Annotated in this window: 1 protein-coding gene; it reads left to right on the plus strand. The window is 73.0% G+C overall.

Features of this window, described 5'->3' with window-relative positions; all coding sequences use genetic code 11:
• On the plus strand, nucleotides 1-281 hold a 281-nt coding region (locus ACLBXO_RS32260; RefSeq protein WP_447687974.1), incomplete at both ends, for a diguanylate cyclase domain-containing protein.

The following is a 281-nucleotide window of genomic DNA, read 5'->3' on the forward strand; positions in this document are numbered from 1 at the left end:
GCGCTGCGCTTCATCGGCACCCCGATCGACATCACCGCCCGCAAGGCGGCCGAGGGGCAGGTCGCCCACATGGCGCGCCACGACGGCCTCACCGACCTGCCGGACCGCGCCCTCTTCTACGAGCGGCTGGAGATCCGGCTCGCCGACATGCACCTGAACGGCGGCACCTGCGCGGTGCTGTGCCTCGACCTCGACCGCTTCAAGGCCGTCAACGACAGCCTCGGCCACGCGGCCGGGGACTTCCTGCTCCGGGCGGTGGCCCACCGCATCCGGGCGGTGCT

It is taken from the genome of Methylobacterium sp. C33D (assembly GCF_053345825.1).